General features: G+C 59.2%; 24 protein-coding genes and 1 other annotated feature. Of the genes, 13 read left to right on the top strand and 11 right to left on the bottom strand.

Features of this window, described 5'->3' with window-relative positions; translation table 11 throughout:
• Window positions 1–31: 31 nt before the first annotated feature.
• Complete coding sequence (locus tag ACSBLW_RS09040; protein WP_435259884.1) at window positions 32–982, bottom strand: LysR family transcriptional regulator; 951 nt, start codon at window positions 980–982, stop codon at window positions 32–34.
• A gap of 98 nt (window positions 983–1,080) precedes the next feature.
• Here ACSBLW_RS09040 and ACSBLW_RS09035 point away from each other — a divergent pair, with 98 nt between their 5' ends.
• The gene (locus ACSBLW_RS09035; RefSeq protein WP_435259883.1) at window positions 1,081–1,524 is read left to right on the top strand and encodes a cupin domain-containing protein; all 444 of its coding nucleotides are present in this window, start codon (window positions 1,081–1,083) and stop codon (window positions 1,522–1,524) included.
• On the opposite strand, the gene ACSBLW_RS09030 is transcribed toward ACSBLW_RS09035, so the two are convergent.
• Both ACSBLW_RS09030 and ACSBLW_RS09025 read right to left on the bottom strand, forming a co-directional pair.
• The gene (locus ACSBLW_RS09030) at window positions 1,525–2,583 is read right to left on the bottom strand and encodes a quinone-dependent dihydroorotate dehydrogenase (RefSeq protein ID WP_435259882.1); all 1,059 of its coding nucleotides are present in this window, start codon (window positions 2,581–2,583) and stop codon (window positions 1,525–1,527) included. It lies immediately after the preceding gene.
• Window positions 2,580–2,918, bottom strand: a complete 339-nt coding sequence (locus tag ACSBLW_RS09025) for a DUF952 domain-containing protein (protein ID WP_435259881.1) — start codon at window positions 2,916–2,918, stop codon at window positions 2,580–2,582. Before ACSBLW_RS09025 ends, ACSBLW_RS09030 begins: the two co-directional genes overlap by 4 nt.
• A 163-nt stretch (window positions 2,919–3,081) precedes the next feature.
• Here ACSBLW_RS09025 and ACSBLW_RS09020 point away from each other — a divergent pair, with 163 nt between their 5' ends.
• The gene (locus tag ACSBLW_RS09020) at window positions 3,082–4,584 is read left to right on the top strand and encodes a bifunctional metallophosphatase/5'-nucleotidase (RefSeq protein WP_435259880.1); all 1,503 of its coding nucleotides are present in this window, start codon (window positions 3,082–3,084) and stop codon (window positions 4,582–4,584) included.
• A gap of 120 nt (window positions 4,585–4,704) precedes the next feature.
• Window positions 4,705–5,541: an EamA family transporter gene (locus ACSBLW_RS09015; RefSeq protein ID WP_435259879.1), complete on the top strand. Its 837-nt coding sequence runs from the start codon at window positions 4,705–4,707 to the stop codon at window positions 5,539–5,541.
• An 8-nt stretch (window positions 5,542–5,549) separates the two neighbouring features.
• Here ACSBLW_RS09015 and ACSBLW_RS09010 read toward each other — a convergent pair whose 3' ends face one another.
• The 3 genes from ACSBLW_RS09010 to ACSBLW_RS09000 are packed head-to-tail and all read right to left on the bottom strand — an operon-like array spanning window position 5,550 to window position 7,920.
• Window positions 5,550–6,251 (bottom strand): CDP-alcohol phosphatidyltransferase family protein, encoded by a 702-nt coding sequence (locus ACSBLW_RS09010; RefSeq protein WP_435259878.1) that lies wholly within the window; start codon window positions 6,249–6,251, stop codon window positions 5,550–5,552.
• A gap of 51 nt (window positions 6,252–6,302) precedes the next feature.
• On the bottom strand, window positions 6,303–7,223 hold the full coding sequence (locus ACSBLW_RS09005; protein WP_435259877.1) for a tyrosine recombinase XerC: 921 nt from the start codon (window positions 7,221–7,223) through the stop codon (window positions 6,303–6,305).
• A gap of 4 nt (window positions 7,224–7,227) precedes the next feature.
• Complete coding sequence (locus ACSBLW_RS09000; RefSeq protein WP_435260079.1) at window positions 7,228–7,920, bottom strand: DUF484 family protein; 693 nt, start codon at window positions 7,918–7,920, stop codon at window positions 7,228–7,230.
• Window positions 7,921–8,070: 150 nt separating this feature from the next.
• On the opposite strand from ACSBLW_RS09000, the gene ACSBLW_RS08995 reads away from it, so the two are divergent.
• A complete protein-coding gene (locus tag ACSBLW_RS08995; RefSeq protein WP_435259876.1) occupies window positions 8,071–8,922 on the top strand; it encodes an asparaginase domain-containing protein in 852 nt (283 codons plus the stop codon).
• Between the two features lie 25 nt (window positions 8,923–8,947).
• Here the strand turns inward: ACSBLW_RS08995 and ACSBLW_RS08990 are convergent, their stop codons facing one another.
• Together ACSBLW_RS08990 and fsa are read right to left on the bottom strand one after the other, a co-directional pair.
• Window positions 8,948–9,469 carry a hypothetical protein gene (locus ACSBLW_RS08990; RefSeq protein ID WP_435259875.1) on the bottom strand — a complete coding sequence of 174 codons (522 nt, stop codon included), beginning with the start codon at window positions 9,467–9,469 and terminating at the stop codon, window positions 8,948–8,950.
• An 8-nt stretch (window positions 9,470–9,477) separates the two neighbouring features.
• A complete protein-coding gene (fsa, locus tag ACSBLW_RS08985; RefSeq protein WP_435259874.1) occupies window positions 9,478–10,131 on the bottom strand; it encodes a fructose-6-phosphate aldolase in 654 nt (217 codons plus the stop codon).
• Between the two features lie 95 nt (window positions 10,132–10,226).
• Between fsa and ACSBLW_RS08980 the strand changes: the two genes are divergently transcribed.
• Entirely contained in the window at window positions 10,227–12,431 is a 2,205-nt protein-coding gene (locus tag ACSBLW_RS08980; RefSeq protein WP_435259873.1) for a primosomal protein N', read from the top strand.
• A 30-nt stretch (window positions 12,432–12,461) separates the two neighbouring features.
• Here the strand turns inward: ACSBLW_RS08980 and ACSBLW_RS08975 are convergent, their stop codons facing one another.
• On the bottom strand, window positions 12,462–13,709 hold the full coding sequence (locus tag ACSBLW_RS08975; protein WP_435259872.1) for an RNA polymerase sigma factor: 1,248 nt from the start codon (window positions 13,707–13,709) through the stop codon (window positions 12,462–12,464).
• Window positions 13,706–14,065 (bottom strand): YciI family protein, encoded by a 360-nt coding sequence (locus ACSBLW_RS08970; RefSeq protein ID WP_435259871.1) that lies wholly within the window; start codon window positions 14,063–14,065, stop codon window positions 13,706–13,708. Before ACSBLW_RS08970 ends, ACSBLW_RS08975 begins: the two co-directional genes overlap by 4 nt.
• A 428-nt stretch (window positions 14,066–14,493) precedes the next feature.
• Window positions 14,494–14,551: a sequence feature (sul1 is cis-regulatory element that is thought to sense ions involved in sulfur or methionine metabolism; They are found in Alphaproteobacteria), on the top strand.
• Window positions 14,552–14,605: 54 nt separating this feature from the next.
• Here ACSBLW_RS08970 and ACSBLW_RS08965 point away from each other — a divergent pair.
• The 6 genes from ACSBLW_RS08965 (at window position 14,606) to ACSBLW_RS08940 (ending at window position 20,680) form a co-directional block, all read left to right on the top strand.
• Window positions 14,606–16,093, top strand: coding sequence for a SulP family inorganic anion transporter (locus ACSBLW_RS08965; RefSeq protein WP_435259870.1), 1,488 nt, complete (start codon window positions 14,606–14,608; stop codon window positions 16,091–16,093).
• A gap of 83 nt (window positions 16,094–16,176) precedes the next feature.
• Window positions 16,177–17,409, top strand: a complete 1,233-nt coding sequence (locus ACSBLW_RS08960; protein WP_435260078.1) for an MFS transporter — start codon at window positions 16,177–16,179, stop codon at window positions 17,407–17,409.
• Window positions 17,410–17,465: 56 nt separating this feature from the next.
• On the top strand, window positions 17,466–18,122 hold the full coding sequence (msrA, locus tag ACSBLW_RS08955; protein WP_435259869.1) for a peptide-methionine (S)-S-oxide reductase MsrA: 657 nt from the start codon (window positions 17,466–17,468) through the stop codon (window positions 18,120–18,122).
• 1 nt (window position 18,123) lies between these two features.
• A complete protein-coding gene (locus tag ACSBLW_RS08950; protein WP_435259868.1) occupies window positions 18,124–19,272 on the top strand; it encodes an NAD(P)/FAD-dependent oxidoreductase in 1,149 nt (382 codons plus the stop codon).
• Between the two features lie 73 nt (window positions 19,273–19,345).
• Entirely contained in the window at window positions 19,346–20,218 is an 873-nt protein-coding gene (locus ACSBLW_RS08945; RefSeq protein ID WP_435259867.1) for a 50S ribosomal protein L11 methyltransferase, read from the top strand.
• A gap of 96 nt (window positions 20,219–20,314) precedes the next feature.
• Window positions 20,315–20,680 (top strand): hypothetical protein, encoded by a 366-nt coding sequence (locus ACSBLW_RS08940; protein WP_435259866.1) that lies wholly within the window; start codon window positions 20,315–20,317, stop codon window positions 20,678–20,680.
• A 79-nt stretch (window positions 20,681–20,759) separates the two neighbouring features.
• Here ACSBLW_RS08940 and ACSBLW_RS08935 read toward each other — a convergent pair whose 3' ends face one another.
• The gene (locus tag ACSBLW_RS08935) at window positions 20,760–20,963 is read right to left on the bottom strand and encodes a DUF1127 domain-containing protein (protein WP_435260077.1); all 204 of its coding nucleotides are present in this window, start codon (window positions 20,961–20,963) and stop codon (window positions 20,760–20,762) included.
• 332 nt (window positions 20,964–21,295) lie between these two features.
• On the opposite strand from ACSBLW_RS08935, the gene ruvC reads away from it, so the two are divergent.
• A complete protein-coding gene (ruvC, locus tag ACSBLW_RS08930; RefSeq protein ID WP_435259865.1) occupies window positions 21,296–21,802 on the top strand; it encodes a crossover junction endodeoxyribonuclease RuvC in 507 nt (168 codons plus the stop codon).
• Window positions 21,799–22,485, top strand: coding sequence for a Holliday junction branch migration protein RuvA (ruvA, locus tag ACSBLW_RS08925; protein WP_435259864.1), 687 nt, complete (start codon window positions 21,799–21,801; stop codon window positions 22,483–22,485). The genes ruvC and ruvA overlap by 4 nt, the downstream gene beginning before the upstream one ends.
• Window positions 22,486–22,526 lie beyond the last annotated feature (41 nt).

The raw sequence follows: 22,526 nt of genomic DNA, 5'->3' as shown, positions 1-22,526 counted from the left end.
TTCAAGCGGGAGCTTTTTGGCTTGGCCAGCGTTATGGCGCAATTGGGGGGGCGGGCGGCGCAGCCAAGTCGGACAGGATCGAGAAGATGAGCTTTCGCAAGAATTCGTGTTGCGGGCTTTTCGTTTGGCGGGCGTGCCAATAGGCGCAGATTTGGGGAGCGGGCATCTGCATCGGCGGCTGAAAATGGATTAGGCCATATTGTTTTGCCAGACGCTCGGCGAGTTGCAGGGGAACGAGAGCGATCAGATCGGATTCGCTGACGGCACGCAGGACGCCGGAAAAGACGGGCACCGTCAGCATGATACGTCTGTTCCGCCCGATGCGTTCCAAAGCGGAATCGCCCATGGCGCGCAGATTGCCTTCGGGTGACATCAGCACATGGCCCAGTTCGCAGAACAGGTCGATTGGCATGGTCGTGCCATCCGTAAAGCCTGTGAGGTGGGGGTTTTCCCTGCGTGCGATGATGACGAAGGGGGAGGCAAAGAGCGTTTTCTTTGCCGCCCACGCGGGCGCGGGCCGGTCGGGCACCAAAAGAAGGTCTGCCCCTTCCGCTTCAAGGCTGTCGAGATAGTTTGAAGGGGTCACATCGACCAATTGGGCGACGATGCCGGGGGCTTCGTTCAGCAAAGCCTGAGCAAGGCGCGGCATCAGGAGTTCGGCGAAAAAGTCGGTGGCGGAAATCCTGAACACGCCCGAGGCCAGGGCCGGATCAAAGACAGGGGCGGGTGCCAGAAGCGCCTGAATGCGATCCAGTTCAGCGTGCAGAGGCAGGGCGATCTGCTGGGCAAAATCTGTCGGCACCAGCCGATTTCCGTGGCGCACAAAAAGCTGGTCGCCCAGCGCGTCCCGAAGGCGGGCCAAGGAGCCAGAGACCGCGGATTGCGAAAGGTTCAACTTTTCTGCGGCGCGAACCGTGCTGCCTTCGCTGAGCAAGGCGTCAAGGACGCGCAGAAGGTTGAGATCAAAGGTCGCGAAATTCATCTGGCCGATAACCTTTATCAAGGAATGCGTTTTGACCGATAGCCTTTGCTTCCGCATCATCTGGGTCAAGGAAAATCAAAAGTGCCAAGGAGGGAAAGATGAAAGACTTTGCGAATGACGTTGAGGCGATGCGCTGGAACGGCACGTTTTACAAAACGATCCTCTCAACCGCAGAAACGGGCGGAGCAATGTCGATTGTTGACAGCCTGTCGCCAGTGAACAGCGGCCCGCCCCGGCATATCCACCACGCGGAAGATGAGGTGTTGATGATTTTGACGGGTCGGTGCTTGTTCTGGATGGAAGGCGAAGAGTTCATCCGGGGGCCCGGCGAGGTTGCCTTCATCCCCAGAGGGAAAGAGCATACGTTCAGAGTGATCAGCGACGTTCCATGCCGTCACCTGATCATACTGACTCCGGGCGGGTTCGAAGGTTTCTTTGCCGATATGGCGCAGGGTCAGTTCGCGATCCCGGCCGATATGCCTGCGGTCGTGGAATCCGCGTCACGGCATAACCTGACCTTTACCGGCCCGCCGCTAGAGTGATTACAGCCACTCGGCCCGGCCGGTGCCGACGGCATCGGCCACCGAGGCAAATCCGTCGCGTTCCAAAAGCGCATCAAGGCCCCGCGCCAGACGTCCGGCAAGACCGATGCCTTCGTAGACCATGGCGGTGTAGAACTGGATGGCAGAGGCCCCGGCGCGGATTTTCTGATAGGCCTGTTCGGGCGTGGAAATTCCGCCGACACCGATAAGGGGAAGCCGGCCTTCGGTCAGCTTTGACAGTTGTGCCAAGACGCGGGTGGACTTTTCGAACAATGGCGCGCCGGAAAGGCCGCCCATTTCGTTACGGGATGCACTTTTCAAACCATCGCGGGAAAGCGTGGTGTTGGTGGCGATAATCGCATCCAGACCGCTGGCCACGGCAACTTCGGCGATTTCCGCGAGTTCCTCGGGCGAGAGATCGGGGGCAATCTTGAGGAAGACGGGAATGCGGCTGGGCAGGCCTTCGCGTGTTTCCATCACCCGCGCCAAGAGGGCGGTCAAGGCCGCCGCGCCCTGAAGATCGCGCAGCTTTTCGGTGTTCGGGCTGGACACGTTCACGGTCGCGAAATCGACATGCGGGCCGCAGGTGGCAAGCACATGGGCGAAATCGGCCGAGCGGTCGGGCGAGGTCTTGTTCGCACCAAGGTTCAGGCCAATTGGTAGGCTGCGCGGGCGCTGGGCCAGACGCGCGGCAATCGCCTGCATTCCGTCATTGTTGAAACCAAAGCGGTTGATCGCGGCGCGATCTTCGGTCAGGCGGAAAAGGCGCGGTTTGGGGTTGCCGGGTTGCGGCAATGGCGTTGCGGCCCCGACCTCCAGAAAACCAAATCCTGCCCGCGAGAGGGGCGCAAGGGCGGTGGCATTCTTGTCATAGCCCGCAGCAAGGCCAATCGGATTGGCAAGGGTCAGGCCTGCGACAGTCGTCTGAAGCCGTGCCGTGCTGATCACCCCCGGCAGGGGAACCAGCCCGGAGTTCAAGGCGCGGAGCGAAAGGCCATGTGCGGCCTCGGGGTCCATCTGGTGCAGTGCCAGAAGGCCCGCCCGTTCGATCAGATTCAAAATACGCCCTCGGGGAAGATATGGCCCGAAGCGCCCAGCGGCAGGGACTTGTCCCAGACCACTTCGGAAAGGCGCAGGGTCCGATAGAGATGGGGGAACAGCGCCCCGCCACGCGATGGTTCCCATTTCAGGGCGGGGCCCAGCTTTGTGCTGTCAAAGGCCACGAGCACGAGATCGCTTTCCTCGGAAAACCACTTGGCGGCGGTTTCGGCCACCTGAGGGGCTGTCGAGAAGTGGATATACCCGTCGGCAAGATCGACTGGAGCGCCAGCGGTTTCACCGGCGGCTTTGAACGCATCCCATTCGGGGCGGCGGAGGATCTTGTAAATCAACATGCGCCTTCCATGCACAAGCTGGGGCCTTTGGTCAATCCTTCGTCGCTGCTGCGGTGTCATGGAAGTGTTTCGAAGTGATGCGAAGGGCTTCCGCAAGGTGAAGTTTGACAATGGGCTAGGGCCGGAGTCAGGCTGGCGCCATAACAACATGGGAGTCTTTTCAATGAATCACCGTTTGATGGGCACGGCCGCCCTTTTGGCCGTATTGGCCGGTGCCCCCGCAATTGCCGAAGAAATCAAGCTGACATTGCTGGGTGTGGGCGACGTCTACAACTATGCGGAAAGCAAGGGCCGCGGTGGATTTGCACGACTGAACGCTGTGGCCAAGGCCGAGCGCGCGGCGAATCCGAATACGCTTTATGTCTTTAACGGCGATATGCTGTCGCCCTCGCTGCAATCGGGGTTCGACAAGGGACAGAACACAATCGACTTCACCAATCTGGTGCCGTTTGACATCGCCGTTCCCGGCAACCACGAATTCGATTTTGGGCCGGAAAACTTCATGGAGAAGATGAAGGCCTCGAACTATCCGTGGGCTGCAATCAACATCACCAATGCGGATGGAAGCCCGATTGAGGGCCTTGGCGGCGTCATGGTCAAGGAAGTGGCCGGCCTTAAGGTGGCGCTGGTGCCTGTGGCGCAGGATACCTCGCCCGAGGTTTCTTCGACGGGCGATCTGAAGTTCTTGCCGACGGTCGAGGGCGGTATCGCTGCGGCCAAGAAAGCCCGCGAAGACGGGGCCGATCTGGTTGTGGGCGTGGTTCAGACCAATATGGAAAACGACCGCAAGCTGATGGCAAGCCACGCCTTTGACGTGATCCTGTCAGGTGACGACCATTCCTATGCCACGGCCTATGACGGTGTGACCGCCTATGTGGAAACCAGCGTGGACGGCCAGCTTTTGAACCCTGTCGATTTGGCCGTGACCGTTGAGGAAAAAGACGGCAAGCGCACCGTGAAATGGACCCCGTCCTTCCGGTTCATCGACACAGCCAACGTGACCCCGGACCCGGAAAGCCAAGCGCTGACCGACAAGTACACGGCAGAGCTTGATGCCAAACTGAATGTCGAGATCGGGACCACAGAGGGCGCGCTGGACAGCCGCCGGAACATGGTGCGCGGGGAAGAGACCACGATGGGCAACCTGATCGCCGATGCGATGCGGGCCCAGACCGGCGCGGATATCGCGATCATGAATGGCGGCGGCATTCGTGCTGACCGCACCTATGATGCCGGTGCCAAGTTGACGCGTCGGGACATCCTGACCGAACTGCCCTTTGGCAATACGACCGTCGTGACCGAATTGCCGGGAACCCAGGTTCTTGCGGCGCTGGAAAACGGGGTCAGTCAGGTTGAAAAAGGCGCGGGTCGTTTTCCGCAGGTTTCGGGCGTGACCTTCACGCTGGACCCGTCGGCTGAGCCGGGCAAGCGTGTGTCCGAAGTCATGGTGGGCGGTGCCGCGCTGGAGGCCGACAAGCTTTATACCGTGGCGGTCAATGACTACATCCTTGGCGGCGGCGATGGCTATGCGGCGCTGGGCGGGGGACGTATCGTCACCAACAACGGCTCGGGCAATCTGGTTGCCAATGATGTGATGGCCTATGTCGAGAAGATGGGAACCGTCAATGTCGGCGTTGAAGGCCGGATAAAGAAGCTGGGCCAGTAACGCGGCCATTATCTGAAACAGGGCAGAGGGCGCAGGGAAACTTGCGCCCTTTGTCTTTGCGGACTTGCTCGCCCGAATTGGACTGTGTAAGCCTGTCGGAAAGGTTTTAGGGGGGCGGGCGTGAGCCTAGAGGTCTTTCTGGCTGTGCTTGGCGCGGCCTTCTTGCATGCCTTCTGGAATGCGCTGATCAAGACCGGCACCAGCCGGCAATCGTCGATGCTGTTGCTGACCTTGGGCCATGCGGCGGTGGGAGCCTGTGTGGCGGCGACCAAGCCCTTTCCCATGGCCGAGGCATGGCCGTGGCTGATAGGCTCTGGCCTTATTCACATGACCTATCAGCTTTTCCTTGCCTATGCCTATGAGCATGGCGACCTGAGCCGGGTTTACCCGATCGCCCGTGGTGCCGCGCCGATGATCGTGACCGTGGTGGGGGCGATCTTTCTGGCGGATCAGATGGGACCGAACGACTATCTGGGTGTCATCGTTCTGGGCCTTGGGATTGCGATTATGGCGCGGGGCGTTTTCGCCAGCGGAGAGTCGCGGCGCATGCTGCCCTATGCCTTTGGCTCGGCCTGCGCCACGGCAGGCTATTCGATGGCTGACGGCTTGGGCGCGCGTGTCTTGGGCGATGCCGTGGCCTATGTGGCGTGGCTGATGATGCTGTCGGCACTGTTCTATACGCCTGCGGCCCTTGCGTTGCGGGGAACCGTTCTTTTGCGCGTGCCATTGCGGGCATGGGGCATTGGGGCGATTGCGGCAGGGGCGTCTTTTGGGGCCTATGCCATTGCGGTCTGGGCCATGACCTTGGCCCCCATCGCCTTGGTTGCGGCGCTGCGCGAGACATCCATTCTGTTTGCCATCCTGATTGGCTGGTTAGTTTTCGGAGAGAAAATGGACCGTACGAAAGCCTTGGCCGCAACTGTCATTGTCGCGGGCGTCTTGCTGACACGGCTTTAGGCGCATGCTTAGGCGCGGCCCGGTCGTTCCGGGATCAACTGCTGCGCGATGCCAGCAAAGATCAGGTAGATCGAAGTGAGGATCAATCCCCAGTCGATAAACGCCGGGCTTTGAAAATCGACCCAAGCCGCCCAGCCGGCGAAAACCACCCAGAGGAGCGAGACCGGCAGCGAGATATTGCGCCATCGTTTGGTTCGGGTTGGGTGAATGAATTTGAGATTGGTGAACATCGCCACAGTCAGAGCAATGACGATCGCAAGGATCAGGCCCTTTGGTGGGGCGACGGCAAAAAGCACGAGGACCAGCATGTTCCAGCAGGCGGGAAAGCCTGCAAAGCTTTTGTCCTTGGTCTTCATTCTTGTGTCGGCAAAGTAGATCACACTGCCATAGGTGATCGCGACGATTGCGGTCCACCCCGTCCATCCCGGCAGCAGGCCCGATTTGAAAAGGGCGAAGGCCGGAATGAAAACATAGGTTAAGAAGTCGATGATCAGGTCAAGAAGCACGCCGTCATAGGTGGGCCAGTTCTTGTCGACCTCGTATTTCCGGGCCAAGGGGCCGTCGATGCCATCGACGATAAGCGCGAGGACGAGCCAAAGGAACATCAGGCTCCATTTCTCTTCCACGGCGGCCAGCATGGCAAACATCGAAAGAACCGCGCCGGTGGCGGTCAGCAAATGGACGGATAGGGCTTTGTGACGAAGCTGCATTTGCGTTTGATGGCCGAAAGTCTGGATCGGCGCAACCTTTGAGCGCCGCGATCAGGCGCGTGGGTGGGATTTTTCGTAGACTTCCATCAGTCTTGCGGCATCGACCGCCGTGTAGGCTTGGGTCGTTGACAGGGAGGCGTGGCCCAAGAGTTCCTGGATCGAGCGGAGGTCGCCACCGGCGGACAGAAGGTGGGTCGCGAAGCTGTGACGCATGGCGTGGGGCGTGGCGGTTGATGGCAGGCCCAGCGAGATGCGCGCTTTTTCCATCACAAGGGCGATCAGCCGCGCATTGAGCGGACCGCCGCGCAGCCCGCGAAACAGTGGTGCGTCATCGGTCAGATCATAGGGGCAAAGGTGCGCATATTCCGCAACGGCCTGCTTTGCGACCGGTACGACCGGCACCATCCGGGTCTTCCCGCCCTTGCCGGTTATGCGCAGGACTTCGGGAAGGTTCTGCGCGGCACCTGTCAGCCCAAGGGCTTCGGAAATACGCAGGCCGCAACCGTAAAGAAGCGTCACGACCGCCTGATCCCGGGCGGCGATCCAATCCTCGGACGCATAATCGGCCACGGTGTCGATCATCTGTTGCGCAGCATCTTCGGAAAGTGGGCGCGGCAGTTTTCGTTTGTATTTCGGCGCTCTGGCCGAAAGGACCGTGGTGGCGTCCGCCCCTGACCGATCTGCCGCCCAAGCCGTGAAGTTCTTCACCGCAGACAGGCCGCGGGCCAGACTGCGGGCGGACACGCCGCGGGCGCGTTCATGCGCCATCCATGCCCGCAAGTCGGTTTGCGAGAGTGTCGTTATTGAAGCAAGTCCTTCGGTGCCTCCGCGATGCTGGGCAAGAAAGGACAGAAAGCCTGCGACGTCGGTGGTGTAAGCCTTGACCGTGTTTGCGGCCCGGCCATGCACACCAGACAGTTGCTCGCCCCAGGTTTGCAGCGCGTCACGCAGCTGAGGAGAGAAGGCCGTCACGGGCTTACGACAGCCAGCGGCGCATGGTCCGCTCGAAGATGCCCGCGAAGAAAACCAACAGATCTGTGCCGTGGGTCGGCTTGAATTGATGCGGGTCTTCGGCGCCCATGACCAGCATGCCTGGAAGGCGGCCCTTGCCGAAGTCGAGCTTCATCAGGGCTTCCGACCGGATCCAGCCCGCGCGATCGCCGTAAAGCAGATCAGACGCCGGGATTGTTTGGCGCAGGGTCACAGGGCGCAGGGGGATGTTGCGGCCATTGGTCAAGTATTCGCCGACAAACCCCGGTTCGGCCACGAACAGCACATCGCCCAGTTTGCGCAGGGCCGGGTCTTCGGCGTTCTGAACGGATTCCAGCACCAAACGGATGCAATCAACGCGTAGGGTTGCCGCAACTTCGGTGGCAAGGGTTTTCAGGAAATCTTCAAAGGAAAGCGGGTCCAGCATCTGAAGGATCGCCCGGTGCACCTGATTGGTGCCTGCGAGGTTTTCATAGGCGGCCGCGATCACGGTTCTATGCGTGTCTTCCAGACGATCAAGCCTGCTGCCCAGACGTTCCATTGCGATGCCGCGCAGGTCGACGATATTTGACCCCATCGCCCGCTCATTCGCGCCGATCAGGGCGGCCATAACGTCGCGGTCTTCCAATAGGCGCTCGGGTTCCGCAAGGATGCGGTCGCGCATATCCTGTTCGATCATGTAAACACTGCCCGGTTTTTTATCCGATTTGCCCGACACTATATCGGAAAATGACAAGACCATGAAAGTCTTTCCTTCCTGTTGGGTCACAGGAAAAAGTTTTGGCTCGGCATCTGTATCTGATATGCCGCGATCCAATCGGAGGCCGCCATGTCGAATTTACTGATTATCTATACAGGTGGGACCATCGGGATGGTGCCGGGGCCGGACGGCCTTACGCCGGGTGAAGGCGTGTTGGAACGGGCTTTGGAGGCGCGTCTTCCGTCCGCAACCAAAGCCGAGATCCTGCGATTTGATCCTCTCGTCGACAGTGCGAATGTTGGCCCGGCAGACTGGAATCGGATGCTGGATCTGATCGAGGACTGGTCGGGGAGCGGGGTCATTATTGTTCATGGTACCGATACGATGGCATATACTGGGGCTGCCTTGTCTTCGGCCCTGACAGATGTGCGGTTTCCGGTTGTTCTTTGTGGGTCAATGGTTCCGCTGGAACAGGGGGGCGATGCTGAAGCCAACCTTGATCTTGCGGTATCGGCCGTTGCAGGGAAAGCCGGGGTTTGGTTGGCCTTTGCGGGTAAAGTCATGCCTGCGGCAGGCTTGGTGAAACACGACAGCCACGCCGCGGATGCGTTCCGGTCGCATCCGCAAACGCCCTTTGCCGTTCGGTCACGTCGTTTCGATGAGCAGAAGCGTCTGGCGGTGGTGACCTTGACCCCAGGTCTTTCGGCGCGCGCAGTAGCGGCGATGCTTTCGGAACTGGATGGTGCGGTCTTGCGGGTGTTCGGGGCTGGCACGATGATGGCCAACCCAGAGTTGGAAGCCGTGTTGCACAAAGCCGTTGGCAGAGGGTGCCATATAAGGGCTGTCAGCCAATGCGAGGCCGGCGGGTTGGAACCCGCAGCCTATGCCGCCGGGGCCGCGATCTGGCAGGTTGGGGTTGAGAATGGCGGGGCCGAAACGCCTGAACTGGCCCTGGCCCGGCTTTGGTTGTCGCTGTCCTGATCCTGCCTTGGACTACTGGCGCGCCTTAGGATTTGCCGCCAAACAGTTGGTCACGACCGGGATCGTAGGGCCGGTTCAGTTCTGCGAAGAAATCGGGCAGAGCCAAGGCCGCGCGCGTCAGCGGCCAATCGAGTTTCTTTGGCTTGCCGGTTGCTGACTCGCATTTGACCCTTCGCGTGCAGCTGCGCCAAAGCTGCCAACCAGACGAGAATTTCAGATCGGTCTGGCGAGAGGGCAGGTCGAAATAGGCATCCGGCCAACCCTTTTCGGTGATCCAATCAAGAATCGTGGAAGCAGTATCGCAGGGCGTGAAAAGGCCGGTCAGGTACCAACACTTTTCGTTCGGGCCATAGGCAAGGGAAGCCATCCTGATCCCATCTGCTGCCGCGGGAGCGATGAAATCTGCCTGATAGGCCGCATTGTATTTGTCATAGCTGAAAGGAAATCGAGGATGCGGGGCATAGCCCGCATCCTCGATCAGGGGTGCAAAATGGGCGGTCAGCTTGTGCCAGACTGCCTTGTGGTCGTGCTTTGCCCGCGCGGCCACGAAAGACCTTACAGGATCTTCTGGCCGGTTTTGGCCCAGTCGGCCATGAACTGTTCCAGACCCTTGTCGGTCAGGATATGGTTGGCCATCTGCTTGATCACGCCCGGAGGGGCGGTCATCACGTCCGCGCCGATCAGAGCGCAGTCCTTGGCATGGTTTACGGTGCGCACAGAAGCCGCAAGGATTTGCGTGTTGAAGTCATAGTTGTCGTAAAGCGTGCGGATGTCGGCGATCAGGTCAAGACCATCGAGGTTGATGTCATCCAGACGACCAATGAAGGGCGAGATGAAGGTTGCGCCTGCCTTGGCGGCCAGAAGAGCCTGATTGACGCTGAAGCAGAGCGTCACGTTGACCATGAAGCCTTCGGACGACAGCACTTTACAAGTCTTGAGGCCGTCCCAAGTCAGCGGAACCTTGACCGCGATATTGGGGGCGATGGCGGCCAGCTTGCGGCCCTCGGCGATCATTTCGTCGGATTTCATCGCCACGACTTCGGCGGAAACCGGGCCCGAGACGATCGAGCAGATTTCCTTGGTCACTTCCAAAATGTCACGACCGGATTTCAGAATGATCGAGGGGTTGGTGGTGACGCCATCAACCATGCCCAAATCATTGAGTTCGGAAATGGCGGCGACATCCGCGGTATCGACAAAGAATTTCATCGCATCGTCCTTTGATCAGGGAAGGGGTTGCAGGGGGTTCGGGGGGGGTTTACCCCAGATTGCAGGAAAACGAAAGAGTGGTGTGAGCGCTAACATTGGCAGATCGGGTCTATTCTGAGGGAGAATCTGTTGGTGTTTTGACCACTGAACCGCTTGGGCGGTCAGGTCTGGGCGTCTTGGACTATCGTGCGCCCGAAGGTGGCTGCGGCGATGGTGACTTCGTTGAGGTGCCCTTGGGGCCGCGAAAAGTGCTTGGCGTCGTTTGGGGGGGGGGCGAAGGCGCGTTTGACCGAGCGAAACTGCGGGCCGTGACGCGGGTGCTGGATGCCCCGCCGATGCGGGCTGAGTTGCGCAGCTTTTTGGCGCGGGCCGCAGATTATACCCTGACCCCCATGCCCGCGATGCTGCGACTGGCCACGCGGGCGCCGGGGCTGATGGATGGTGCAGCCACGCGGCGGGTCTATCGGCTGACAGGTGCGGCTCCGAACCAATTGACCGAGGCGCGATTCCGGGTCGTCGAGGCGTTGCGGGCTTTTGGCGGGGCTGCTGTGACACTGGGCGAATTGGCCGAGGCAGCGGCCTGCGGGACATCGGTTGTCAAAGGTCTGGTCAAACTTGGGGTGATTTCCGAGGAGGACGCCCCGAAAGACACGCCCTATCCCGTGCTGGATCCATCCGGTCTGCGCCCTTTGCAAGGCGATCAGATTGCAGCGGGAGACGCTTTGGTCGCGGCTGTGGCGCAGGGCGGCTATTCGTGCACCTTGCTGAAAGGCGTAACCGGGTCCGGAAAGACCGAGGTTTATCTGGAGGCGGTTGCCGAGTGCATTCGCGGTGGACAGCAAGCGCTTGTCCTGTTGCCCGAAATTGCCCTGACCGCCGATTTCTTGGCACGCGTTCAGGATCGTTTCGGGGCAAAGCCCGCCGAATGGCATTCGGGCGTGACGATGACCGAACGCCGTAGGGTCTGGCGCATGGTGGCCGAGGGTGGAGCGTCCTTTGTCGTGGGGGCAAGGTCTGCGCTTTTCCTGCCGTTTCAGAACCTTGGACTGATCGTCGTCGATGAAGAGCACGATACGTCCTACAAGCAGGAAGAGGGCGTGCTTTACAATGCGCGGGACATGGCGGTCCTGCGGGGCGCGATCTGCGGCTCTGCGGTTGTTCTTGCCAGTGCGACGCCAAGCTTGGAAACTTGGGCCAATGTCGAGGCGGGTAAATATGCGCGCCTTGATCTGGGCGCACGTTTTGGCGCGGCCGAGATGCCGGATCTGCACGCCATCGACATGCGGGCGGAGCAACTGCAATCCAACCAGTGGATTTCGGAAGAGCTGGCTGCCGAAGTTCGGGCACGGGTGGTCAAGGGTGAGCAGGCGCTGCTGTTTCTGAACCGTCGCGGTTACGCCCCGGTCACACTCTGCCGCGCCTGCGGAAATCAAGTGGGTTGCGATGATTGCGATGCGCGGATGGTCGAGCATCGGTTCCTCAAGCGGCTTGTTTGCCACCAATGCGGGGCGACAAAGCCCGTTCCCGTTGCGTGCCCGTCTTGCGGAGTTGAGGGCCGCATGGCTGCGGTTGGTCCCGGAGTGGAACGGCTGGCGGAAGAAGTGACAGCCCGCTTTCCCGAGGCGCGGGTGGCCGTCTTGTCGTCGGATCTTTTCGGTTCGGCGCGGGCGCTGAAAGACCAGATTGCGGCCATTGCCGAAGGCGAGGCCGATATCATCATCGGCACCCAGATCGTGGCGAAGGGGCATAACTTCCCGTTGCTGACGCTTGTTGGCGTCATTGATGCCGACCTTGGGTTGCAGGGATCAGATCTGAGGGCCGCAGAGCGGACGTTCCAATTGATGCGTCAGGTTGCGGGGCGGGCCGGGCGGGCCGAGGGGAAGAAGGGGGTGGCCTTGCTTCAGACCCACCAGCCGGAGCACCCAGTGATCCGCGCCATTCTGGGTGGGGATGAAGAGGCGTTTTGGGCTGCGGAGGCTGCCGAGCGAAAGGCGGCCGGGGTTCCCCCCTATGGCCGTATGGCCGGGATCGTTCTGTCCAGCCCGGATGTAGCGCAGGTGTTTGATTTTGGTGCTGAACTGGCGCGCCTGGATGGCCCGTTGCGGCGTATCGGGGCACAGGTCTATGGCCCGGCCCCGGCCCCGATCAGCCGGGTTCGCGGGAGGCACCGGGTACGCCTGCTGGTGAAGGCCGAAAAGGGGGCGCCGCTGCAAGCCGCCCTTGCCGAATGGGTCGCGCAATTCAAACTGCCCACCAATCTGCGCCTTGCGATAGATATTGATCCGCAAAGCTTCCTTTGATCTGAGTTGGTGTGTGTAACGACGGGCTCTTTATTCCGGAAGGCTTTCCATTCTCCGGATCAGATGGCGGCGTTCTGCGTCTTGTGAGCAAAGATCAAGGGCGCGGGTATAGGCTGCCCGAGCCTCTTCAGGGCGGTTAAGTTCACGCAGCATCTCGGCCTTGGCCAGATGGGCAAGGTAATAGGATTGCAGGTCTTTCTCGGCCAACAGGCTTTCGACAAGTGGCAGGCCGCTGTCTGGACCTTTGACTTTTCCCAAGGCCACGGCGCGGTTCAATTGCGCCACCGGCGAAGGGGTGAGCCGGTATAGCACTTCGTAAAGCCCCAGAATTTCAGCCCAATTTGTGTCCTCGAATGTCGGGGCGGTTGCATGGACCGCCGCGATGGCCCCTTGCACGGCATAGGGGCCAATCTGACGGGCCGCAAAAGCGTGGTTGATCCAGCCCACGCCCTCGGCGATCTGGTCGCGATCCCAAAGGCTGCGGTCTTGCGCCTCGAGCGGGATCAGATCGCCATTCAGGGCGCGGGCAGACCGTCTGGCATCATGGCAGAGCATCAAACCCAACAGCCCCATCACTTCCGGGTCGGGGAAGCGATGGACCAAAAGGCGGCACAGGCGCAGTGCCTCGGCAGAAAGGTCGTGCCGGAGCGCCTGCGGATGCGACGTCGAAAGATTGGCTTCGTTGAAGACGAGATAAAGCATCCGCAAGACCGGGGGCAGTCTGGATGGCAGGTCTGCGGCGGATGGGATTTCGTATCGCAGGCCCGCGTCCCGGATATGGGCTTTGGCCCTGACGATGCGTTGCGCAAGCGTTGGGGTGCGAAGAAGGTAGGCACGCGCAATTTCTTCGGTTGTCAAACCGCAGATCGTTCTGAGCCCCAGTGCCACCTGAGCCTCGTGACCAAGGTCCGGGTGACAGCAGGTGAAGAGAAGGCGGAGCGTGTCGTCTTCGATTCCCGCGTCATCCAGATCAGTTGGGTCAGCCTCGGCTTCGACGGACGAACCAAGCCATTGATCGCCGGCCAGTGCGGGGGCATCAAGAATGGTCTTTTGCCTTGCTTCGCGGCGCAGGCGATCAATGGCCCGGAAGCGACCGGCAGAGACTAGCCAAGCGGTTCGGTTGCGGGGCAATCCTTCGCTTGGCCAGCGTGCGGCGGCCGCGAGAAAGGCGTCGTGAAGCGCTTCTTCTGCACGATCAAAGTCGCCAAGAAGCCGGATCAAGGTAGCCAGAACCTTGCGGCGTTCCTGCTGCCAGACGGTCGCGATGTCGCTACTCACGCGATCCGTTCCAGAACGTCAAGGGGACGAAGCTCGATAGAGCCGACTGTCACCAAAGGCATGCGCGCGCCCAGACGGATCGCTTCGTTCATGTCGCACGCCTCGATCAGGATGAAACCACTGAGATGTTCTTTGGTTTCCATGAAGGGACCATCGGTCAGTGTCAGTTCGCCGTCCCAAGCCCGCAGCGTGATCGCCTCGGACGGCAGTTTCAGGGGTTCAGCCATGATCAGATGGCCGCCCGCCTTCAACTCTTCATCGTAATCCATCATCCCGTTGACGAAGGCATCACGTTGGGCCTGTGACACGACCGCGAATTTGGCTTCGTCGAGATAGATCAGGAACATGTATTTCATGGCAGCTTCCCGGCAATCAGGGTGATGCTAACTGGCCGAACGGGGAAAGCGGATTTCGACGGGTCGGCAAATCTTTTCTGCAATTGTCGAAATTTTCGAACTCAAGGCGACCAAGAGGAGCAGGCCAGTCGAAATGGCGCCTCAAGGGAACCAAGATCATGATCCATCTTTATTCAGCCGTTCTTCTAAACCGCCCCCTCAGACCAGAAGAGCTTTCGGACCACTGGATTCCCAAAAGCGCGCATGGCCTTGTCTCATGGTTGCGGGGGCGTCGGGCGGGGTGCGGATCTGAAAAGGGTCATCAAAAGCAACCGTTCTGATTTTGGGCGAGCAGCTGTAGCATCTGGTCTTCGTGACTTTGCGCGCGCAGAAAAATGGTCAATCTGACTTCCATTTTTTCTCGATTTGCCGTAACCAGCCTGTAATCGCATGGACCGGGGTGCAATTCCCCGGTGGCTCTTCCGGCCGCCGATCCGCCGGACAACGCACCAGACTTGCCCTTATCTGCCAAGAGCATTCGGCTCTTGGGCCGGAGAAATTTTGATGTCGTTTGACCGTTACCGCATGGAATGGTTCGGAAATATCCGAGCCGATGTTCTGTCGGGCCTTGTCGTGGCCCTTGCCCTTATCCCCGAGGCCATTGCCTTTTCCCTGATCGCTGGGGTGGATCCCAAGGTCGGGCTGTATGCCAGTTTCTCGATTGCTGTGATCACGGCTTTTGTCGGCGGGCGCCCCGGAATGATTTCGGCCGCAACCGCTGCGACGGCAGTTCTGATGGTGACCTTGGTCCGGGATTACGGGTTGGAATACCTGCTTGCCGCGACCGTTCTGGCCGGGCTTCTGCAGATCGGCATGGGGTTGATGAAGCTGGGTTTCGTCATGCGCTTTGTGTCAAAGTCGGTGATGACCGGGTTTGTCAACGCCTTGGCAATCCTGATCTTTATGGCGCAATTGCCAGAGCTTGATCCTCGTGTTGTCGGCCCGCTGACCTATGCAATGGTGGCGGGTGGTCTGGCGATCATCTATCTTTTCCCGCGCCTGACCCGTGCTGTTCCGTCGCCTTTGGTGGCGATTGTGGTTATGACCGCCCTGACCTTGTATTTCGGTTGGGACGTGCGGACGGTTGGCGATATGGGCGCCTTGCCCGATACGCTGCCGATCTTCCTGATCCCTGATGTTCCGCTGACCTTCGAGACGTTGAAGATCATCTTCCCGTATTCCTTGGCTGTGGCTGTTGTTGGCTTGCTGGAAAGCCTGATGACGCAGAATATCGTCGATGAGATGACCGACACGACCAGCAACCGCAATCAGGAATGCGTGGGGCAGGGTATTGCGAATACCGCGACCGCCTTTATTGGCGGGATGGCCGGCTGTGCGATGATTGGCCAAAGCGTGATCAATGTCGGGTCTGGTGGGCGCGGCCGTCTGTCTACCTTTGTTGCGGGCGCGATGTTGCTGGTCTTTTGCGTTGGCTTGGGCGAATGGGTCAGCCAAATTCCCATGCCCGCGTTGGTAGCCATCATGGTCATGGTCTCGGTTGGCACCTTCAATTGGGGGTCATTCAAGACCCTGCGCACCCATCCGACCAGCAGTTCGGTTGTGATGGTGGCAACTGTGGTGACGGTGGTCTGGAGCCATAACCTTGCGATTGGTGTTTTGGTCGGGGTGCTGCTCTCTGGACTCTTCTTTGCCGCCAAGATCGCACAATTGTTCCGGGTCACCAGCGACCTTTCCGGGGGCGTGCGGACCTATTTGGTTCAGGGACAGCTTTTCTACGGCTCGACAGAAGCCTTCATGCGGTCTTTCGATTTTAAGGAAGAAGTCAAACGGGTCGTGATTGACGTCAGTAGTGCGCATATCTGGGATATCTCTTCTGTGCAGGCTTTGGACATGGCGGTGGCCAAATTCCGTAAGGCGGGTCGAATGGTCGATGTCGTGGGCATGAATGCCGCGTCGGAAACGCTGGTCGACAAATTGTCGCTTAGGAAGGGTCGGGATGTTCTGGATGAGGGACTTCTGGCGCACTGATTGACTATGGGAGCGTGCGCAATTGTGCGGGTGACAAGTTCTCTCTCGTCACGCGCGCTAGCGGGCGCTATTTCCGACGCATGATCACGCGCAAGATGACATTGGACGAAGCCGCCACGCTGCCTCGTTGGCGACGCCCCGAAGGATTGCTGGTGCTTATGGCAGCTGCCATGCCACTGGCCTTTTCGACATGGTCGGCGCTTCTGAACAATTTCGTCATTGAAGTGGCAGGGTTCACCGGAGTTGAAATCGGCTGGCTGCATTCTGTGCGGGAAATACCGGGGTTTCTGGCCATCGGTGTGATCTTTGTCCTGCTGTTCGTGCGCGAACAGGTGTTGGCCCTGTCCAGCTTGATCTTGCTGGGCATTGCCAGCGCCTTGACCGCGCAATTCCCAAGCCTTGGCGGTATCCTGTTCCTGACGCTGCTTTCGTCGATCGGGTTCCACTATTACGAGACGGTGAACCAGTCTCTGCAATTGCAATGGCTGAGCAAGGAGCGGGCGCCAAAGGTTTTGGGGTGGCTCGTTGCCATCGGCTCCGGCGCAAGCCTGGTGGCCTATCTGGCGCTTGTCGCTTTGTGGGACAGTCTGGGTCTAAGCTATAACAGCGTCTATCTGATCTCGGGCGGGTTGACCGCACTGATCGCGATTGCGGCTTTTTTCCTGTACCCGCAGTTTGAAGCCCCCGTCGCTCAACGGAAATCCATGGTCCTGCGCCGTCGTTACTGGCTGTACTATGCGATGCAATTCATGGCGGGCGCACGACGCCAGATCTTTATCGTCTTTGCGGCCTTCATGATGGTGGAACGCTTTGGCATGGACGTGCATGAGGTGACGGCCCTGTTCATCATCAACTACATTGCGAATATGGCGGCAGGTCCGTTTATTGGTGGCTGGATTGGCAAGTTCGGCGACCGCAACATGATGATCGCGCAGTATGCGGGCCTTCTTTGCGTGTTTCTGGCCTATGGCGGGATCTATGCTTTTGGCTGGGGCGTTGTGGTGGCGTCGATCCTCTATGTGCTGGACCATCTGTTCTTCTCGATGAACATCACGCTGAAGACCTATTTCCAGAAGATCGCAGACCCCGCCGATATCGCACCGACTGCGGCAGTTGCCTTTACCATCAACCATATCGCGGCAGTCTTTTTGCCTGCGGCGTTGGGGTATCTTTGGGTAGCCTCGCCGGGTTCAGTCTTTTTGCTGGCGGCTGGAATGGCTTCGGTGTCGCTGGGATTGGCCTGCCTTGTGCCGCGTGAGCCCGCGCCGGGATACGAGACGATCTTGGGCGGCGCACGGCCACAACCGATTGGTTGACTGGCGGAAAACCTTGGCTCCGCCTATATTTATCGACGAGATCAATGGAGTTTGAAATGTTGGTGATCGACCGGGCCAAGATGCAAATGGTAGCCGCGAAAGATGCCCTTCCGGGCCGCGACGAACCCATGCCTGTGACTGAACCACATTTTCTTTCCGGAGTTGATCTGAAATCACCTGTGCCGGCAGGAATGGAAGTCGCCCTGTTTGGCATGGGGTGCTTTTGGGGGGTGGAGCGCAAGTTCTGGCAGCAGGACGGTGTCTGGCTGACTATGGTGGGGTATGCCGGGGGCTTTACGCCGAACCCGACCTACAAGGAGACCTGCACCCAGAAGACCGGTCATAACGAAGTCGTTCGCGTCATCTATGATCCGGCTGTGGTCAGCTATGACGCGCTGCTGAAGCTTTTTTGGGAAAACCACGACCCGACCCAAGGCAACCGGCAAGGCGGCGACATCGGATCGACCTATCGGTCTGGGATCTATTTCTTTACGGCCGAGCAGGAGGCCGCAGCCTTTGCCAGCAAGGCCGCCTATGCGGAAGCCTTGGCCAAGGCAGGCAAGGGGCCGATCACCACAGAAATTCTGCCTGCGCCTGTCTTTTACTATGCCGAGGACTACCATCAGCAATATCTGGCCAAAAACCCAGAGGGTTATTGTGGTCTGGGTGGCACTGGCGTGACTTGCCCCATCGGAACGGGCGTTTCGGTCTGATTTGTCTGAACTTCATACATATGACCTGATTGTCATCGGTGCCGGCCCCGCCGGCGCGACAGCAGCATGCGTTGCGGCGAGGCACGGATTGCGCGTTGCCTTGGTCGACAAGGCGCCGTTTCCGCGCAACAAACTTTGCGGTGGCGGAGTGACGGGCCGCGCGATGGGGCATTTGACACAGGCTTTCGGCGCGTTGCCCGAAACGCTGTTTCATCGCTGTGACGAAGTTCAAATGACAGCGTCGGGCCAGCCACTTGGGACGGAAAGTGGATTGCCCACGATTTACATGACAATGCGGCGCGATTTCGATGCTGCATTGCGAGAGTTTGCGATTTTAGCGGGGGCTGCAGATTTCTGCGGACGGCGTGTCTCTTTCATCGACCTTGATGCCTGCCAAGTGACGCTTGTATCAGGTGAAACCCTTCGCGGGTCAGTGATGATTGGCGCGGATGGCATCAACTCTGCTGTGGCGCGCAGCCTTTTCGGGCGTTCCCATGACCCCGATCAGGTTGCTTTTGCCTTAGAGGTTGAGGTTTCAGGGGAAACTTCGGGGCAATTGGAGCTGGACTTGTCTGCGGTGCCTTGGGGTTACGGTTGGGATTTTCCGAAAGCAGGTGGTCGGACCCTTGGGTTGGGCGGTTCTGCCAAACGAAATCCGAATATGCGCCAAAGTTTTGAAGCATGGTTGCGCGCGCGCGGTGTTGATCCATCCCAAGTGAAGATCAAGGGCCATCATCTTCCGATGGGAGATGTGCGCAAGATACCGGGACGCGGCAATATCCTGTTGGCGGGGGATGCCGCCGGGCTTGTTGACCCGATCACCGGGGAAGGCATCGGCTGGGCCGTTCATTCAGGTCAGTTGGCGGCTGAGGCGGCTTTTGCGGCGATTTCCAGAAACAACCCCGCTTTGGCCTTGTCGATCTATCAGGCCAGCGCGCGCCATATGCTGCGTGAACTTTCCCGAGCGCGTTTTCTGGCCCGGCTTGTCTATGTGCCTTGGCTGCAGCCGCGGTTTCACGCCTTGCTGGCCTCATCCTCTGCGCTGCGCCAGCGGTATCTGGACCTGTTGGCTGGCAAGATGGACTATGCCGATCTTGGGCCGGCCCGACTGGGGCGCATGGCTTTGCGGGTTTTGCTTCGGCGGGCCTGATGAGGCGTGGGTTGACGCCCAAGCGCGTGGGGGCTAACCCCCTTCGCAACCCTTTCCTGCGGAGACCGCACCAATGCCAACCTTTTCTGCTCTGACCACCCTTCCCGGCGAGGACGAAGCCGAGGCACTGGGCGAAGCTTTGGAGAAGATGGATCCCGCGCCCGAGGGCGTTGGCGTTTTCGAGATCGAGGACGGGTCAGGTTTGTGGGAAGTAGGAGCCTATTTCCTTGAGCAACCGAATACGGCGGTCCTTGAACTTTTGGCTGTTGCTTTTGGGGCAAAGTCCTTTGTCGTCTCGGAAGTTCCGGAAATTGATTGGGTCGCCCATGTTCGGCGCGAGTTGGCCCCTGTCGAAGCGGGCCGCTTCTTTGTCTACGGCAGTCACGATGCTGACAAAGTGCCCGCTGACAAGGTTGCCTTGCAGATCGAAGCGACCGTTGCCTTTGGGACGGGGCACCACGGCACAACATTGGGATGCCTGAGGGCCTTTGACCGTCTTTATGGCGAGGGTTTCCGGCCTGCGAAGGTTGCTGACATTGGCTGTGGAACGGCGGTTTTGGCGATGGCTGCGGCTGCCGTTCTGCCCGACGCTTTGGTCATCGCGAGCGATATCGACGAAGTGGCTGTTGATGTCGCGCGGGCCAATGTGGCGATCAACAAGATGGATGGCCGGCTGGAATGTCTTGAAGCCCCCGGCTTTGGCCATCCGAGTCTTGGCGAAGCGGCACCCTTCGATCTTGTTTTCGCCAATATTCTGAAGGGGCCTCTGATCGAGTTGGCGCCGGACGTCGCTGCTCATCTGGCACCAGGCGGTCTGGCGATTCTGTCCGGATTACTGGTGATTCAGGCCGATGCCGTGACTGCGGCCTATGTTGAGGCGGGGCATGAACTGGCTGGTCGTGAAGATATTGGCGAATGGTCAACACTGGTGATGCGGCGAAACTGAGACCGCGTTACGTCCTTTTGCCTGATTTGCCCCAATTTTGCCGTAATCCGAGTCTATCTTTAGTATAGGTGGGGGTCGTTCGTGGAGTTATGGCTCATGTCCGACCCAAGTATTGACGAATTTTATAGCCGCATCGCGAAAATCGAGAAGGCACGTGAAAAGGGATTTGGCTTCGAAGCGAAAGGTACGCTTGGGCGATCCTTTTATACGCGCAAATCTCGCAGGTTCCGTCTGCGTATGCCTCTAATGCGTCCCGCGTTTGCATTGCTGGTCACCGCGACTGTGGTGAAGGCTGTTTTCCTGCAACAGTTGGGAAGCGAAGCCTATCATGATCGTGTCGCCAAATTGCAGGCGGGTGCGGGTATTGACCGGCTTGGTGGTGTGCTTATGTCAGCAGATCCGGTGACAACGGCACTTGCCAACAATCTGGGCAAACTGCTGCGGGTAACGGACTCTGCCTGAGACTGAGACGGTCTGAAAAACACGAAGGCCGCCATGGGCTTTGCCCGGCGGCCTTAATTCTTAGTCCGGATCGGCGGAATTAGCGGCCGATCATCTCGATGTCGCCACGGCAAAGTCCGATGTCATCAAGCTCGCGGTCGGTCAGCTTGGACAGTGCTTTGCGGGTAACGCGTGCGTCGTTCCAGCCAGCAACCATCTCGAAGACGGAGCTGAAGCCTTGTACGGCGCGGAAAATCGAGATGGCGCCGAACGGCGCCGGGCGGGACGTCTCATAGGCGGCCATGGCGGTGATCCTTTTTAAACTGGCTATTTTGAAGGCGATCGTGCCTTCGAGACGCCAAGTAATCTTGCTGCATGTGCAAAGCAAGTGGCCCTGACAGCAAGGCAGCCATGCAGAAACCGCATGGGGCAGCGTCATAATTTTGCCAAGTTTTTAAGGGCGCATCGAAACCCTTCGGCGAAAAGTCGGCTTCTAAATTCGACGTGTCGCTTTTGCTGCATCTGCATAACGAATTGGTGACAAGAGCGCAAGCGCCAGCTGCCCATCCTTTCCTACTTGGCGAATGTTCCTGTTTCGTGCTAATTTTTCCGCAACAAGAAGAACGTGGGGCAGGCATGCGAGTATTGGGAATCGACCCAGGTCTTAGAAACCTTGGCTGGGGTGTGATTGATGTGGCGGGTGTACGGATCAGCCACGTCGCAAATGGCATACTGCATTCGGAAGGTGATGATCTGGCCCGGAGGCTGTGTAGCCTGCATGCGCAGTTGACCGAAGTCTTGCGGAGCTATGCGCCCGAAACTGCGGCTGTTGAACATACCTTTGTGAACAAGGATGCTGTAGCCACGTTGAAATTGGGGCAAGCGCGGGGCGTCGCCCTGTTGGTTCCAGCCCAGTTCGGTCTGGAGGTCGGGGAATATGCACCAAATGCGGTGAAAAAAACCGTTGTCGGCGTTGGTCATGCTGCCAAAGTGCAGGTGGACCATATGGTTCGATTGCATCTGCCAGGGGTCAAGATTGCAGGGGCTGATGCGGCAGACGCCTTGGCGGTAGCCATTTGCCATGCCCATCACATGCAATCCTCTGGTCGGTTAGAGGCCGCATTGAAAAGGGCAGCGGGATGATCGGAAAAATCTCGGGTCGGCTGGATTGGCGTGGGTCTGACCATGTGCTGATTGATGTACGTGGAGTGGGCTATATCGTCTATGTCAGCGACCGAACGCTCTCGGGGCTTCCGGGAGTGGGTGAGGCCGTGTCGCTTTATACAGATCTGATGGTGCGCGAAGACCTTTTGCAGTTGTTTGGTTTTCCGACCATGTTGGAGAAAGAATGGCACAAGCTCTTGATGACGGTGCAGGGCGTTGGGGCCAAAGCCGCAATGGCCATATTGGGCACATTGGGGGCCGAGGGCGTCGCGCGGGCCATCACCCTGGGCGATGCCAAGGCTGTTCAGGCCGCTCCGGGCGTAGGGCCGAAACTTGCGCAGCGCGTGATCCTTGAGCTGAAATCGAAAGCGCCATCCGTGATGGCCGCCGGGGTACGCCTGTCCAGTCGGGCCGAGGCCGATGACTCGGTGCTTGAAGACCTACCCGCACTAGCGCCATCGACCAAGAAAGCTGACGCCAAGCCTGCCTCGGCCGCAGTCCAGAGGGCGGCCTTTACCGCTGATGCGCTTTCAGCGCTGATCAATCTGGGTTACGGGCAGGGAGACGCGGCGCAAGCAGTTGCAACGATCGCAGGTGAAGATCCCGACGCTGACACTGCCACAATGATCCGCAAAGCTTTGAAGCTGCTGGCACCAAAGTAAGGGGCGCTGCCCCCGGAGATATTTTTTCCAAGATAAAGGCA

This window comes from Thioclava sp. FR2 (assembly GCF_051200875.1).
Lineage (GTDB): Bacteria > Pseudomonadota > Alphaproteobacteria > Rhodobacterales > Rhodobacteraceae > Pseudotabrizicola.
Note: the sequence above shows the minus strand (reverse complement) of the source record. Positions and strands in the feature narration are given on the sequence as shown.